Source organism: Acidiphilium sp. JA12-A1 (assembly GCF_000724705.2).
Lineage (GTDB): Bacteria > Pseudomonadota > Alphaproteobacteria > Acetobacterales > Acetobacteraceae > Acidiphilium > Acidiphilium multivorum.
On the sequence record NZ_JFHO01000221.1, the window covers coordinates 1 to 2,199 of the forward strand.

General features: G+C 58.2%; 2 protein-coding genes and 1 pseudogene. All 3 read right to left on the bottom strand.

Annotation, left to right across the window (positions count from 1 at the left end; all coding sequences use genetic code 11):
- On the bottom strand, positions 1 to 409 hold a 409-nt coding region (locus RT91_RS21055; protein WP_082468673.1), incomplete at its 3' end, for a PIN domain-containing protein.
- A complete protein-coding gene (locus RT91_RS19390; RefSeq protein ID WP_035189512.1) occupies positions 406 to 855 on the bottom strand; it encodes a helix-turn-helix domain-containing protein in 450 nt (149 codons plus the stop codon). The genes RT91_RS21055 and RT91_RS19390, both read right to left, overlap by 4 nt.
- Positions 856 to 1,620: 765 nt before the next feature.
- A pseudogene (locus RT91_RS22070) lies at positions 1,621 to 2,199 on the bottom strand (ISKra4 family transposase); the annotation flags it as partial.

Consider the following 2,199-nt stretch of genomic DNA (forward strand, 5'->3'; position numbering starts at 1 on the left):
GAAATTCATCGGGGTGAATCGCTTCAACAGAAAATTGTTCCAGAGCCTCTGGCGGGAAGTCGTTGAGATTTTGGGTGACGATGTGTTGTGCTCCGCAGCGGATCGCAGCCGCGAGAACGTGGCGATCATTCTGATCAGGCAGCTCGAGGCCGCCTATCAAGCTTTCGTAATCGGTAACCAGCGCTTCTGGAAACTCGAAACTCATTTTTTGCAACTGCGAACAAATACTGTGTTCCAAGCCTGGCTTTTCAGCCAAGAGATTGGAAGTCCATTCCTCCAATATTGTTTTGCTCCAGCGGCCCCGAAACAAGCCAGCATGATAGAAGCACAAAAGAATGTCCCGCATCCTGAATGGATACAGGACATTTGCGTCTAATACGACAACGAAGCGGTCCGCAATGTGCTTCATGAGGCATCGAATTCTTGGCCCAAGCGTGCCAATTCATCCAGCGCTGCTTCCCGGTTGCTATCACGCCGATTTTTGTAGGCGATCAAATCTTCAAACTTGACGCGCCTGTGTGAGCCGATTGGAACGAACGGGATCTCCCCCTTCTTCAGCAAACCGCTGAGATATGGCCTAGAGACGTTGAGCAAATCTGCCGCCTGTTGGGTCGTCAACATCGACCCGACAGGAACAAAGGTTACCATCTCTCCCCGCGCGATATGCCCAAGGATATCCACGAGCAATTCACTGATCGCGGGCGCTAGGCGCAGCTGCTCGCTCGACCCTTCGCCAACAATGAGGGCGCCATCCCGCGATTTTGCTCGCGCAAGTGCGATTGCAGCTTCATTCGCGCTCCGGACTTCATCGGAAGTCGGAAGGCGATGCGTCAGATCGGTCGCAGCCTTCGCCATCAACCCCTCCTCATTTTTTGACCTGGCTCTTAGCTAGGGCATGAACCCCGCGTCAGCAAATGAAATAAACGAATAATGTGTAATAAGCGTAAATGTCCCGTCGCTTATGTCCGCGTGGGGTGGGCGTTGCGTGCGTCCATGGGCTGCCGGCATTTTCTCAGGTGCCCAAGACGCGGAGCCGGTCGCCTGCCCGCAAGGGAGGGGCCACCGTGCTGCCTGCCTGCCTCCTGGCAGTGCGCATTCGCTGTTGTCGGGCACGCGGGGCCTCTCCTGGGCGAATCGACCGGTCCCACGAGCCGCTCCGATTGCAATCGACCAGGGCATGTTCTGTCAGGATGTAGGGGACGCTTTGCAGCGAACCAGGGTACGGAAACCCGCGCCAAGCGGCCTCAGATCGGCCTTTGTCAGCATCCAGGGCGCGCGACACGGTCGGTTCCGCGCCCGGGATCCTACGAAAATGCCGTAGTATCGACAACCAGACTTATCACGACATCAGTGAAAAAATCCTTTTTGCGCCCTGAAAAAAACGGTTATCTCGTGCTATACGGCATATGGCGCAAAAATACGGATCAAATTATTGATTTTTATGCCGGAGATTTTCATGGCTTTCCGCCCGGCCCGGGCCCGATTCTGTTCCTCCATCAGGGGCCGGCGCAAAATCGGCGCGCCCGCGGCGGTTCTGGGAATCCTGCGCCGGCCGCCCCTCGGGCGGTCCGGCCGAGACGATCGGCACAAGGTGGGAGACCATCAGGAAGTGTGGGGTGATCAGGCCGCGGCGGGGTGAGTTGCGCCATCTCCGTTGTCGTTAGCGAGCCCTGGGTACCAGCGCTCGAACAGAGGCCGTAGGGTGCCGTCGAGCGTTCGGGTCCGAACCTGCAGAAGCAGGTGGGCACCGCGCTTGGTCCATTGCATCTGCTGACGCTTGGCGAAGCGCTTGCTGATGACGGCATTGACTGTGCTCTCGGCCAAGCTGGAGGAGATGCGCTCGCCCGAACGGAACCGCTCGCCATAGTTGATCAGGCTGCCGGCGTTGCTGGCGATATAGCCAGCGAACTCATGTGCGGCGCGTTTGAACTTGCCCAAATTCGGGTAATTGACCTCCAGGCTGTCCACGTCATCCTCGAAGAATGCAATCTCTTTGCCGGCCCGGTGCTGGTTGCCGTGCCAGAGCAGCCACTTGATGCTGTCCAGCGAGGCGAGCAGGCGGGCACCCTCGGCCTCGTCGTGATGGACGACGCCGCGGGCATACTGGCCGAGCACGGTCAGGCGCATGGTGATGTGAAACCAATCCAGCACGTGCTCGGCCTCCGGCGTGATCAGCTCCGTCAGAGAGCGCACCTCTTC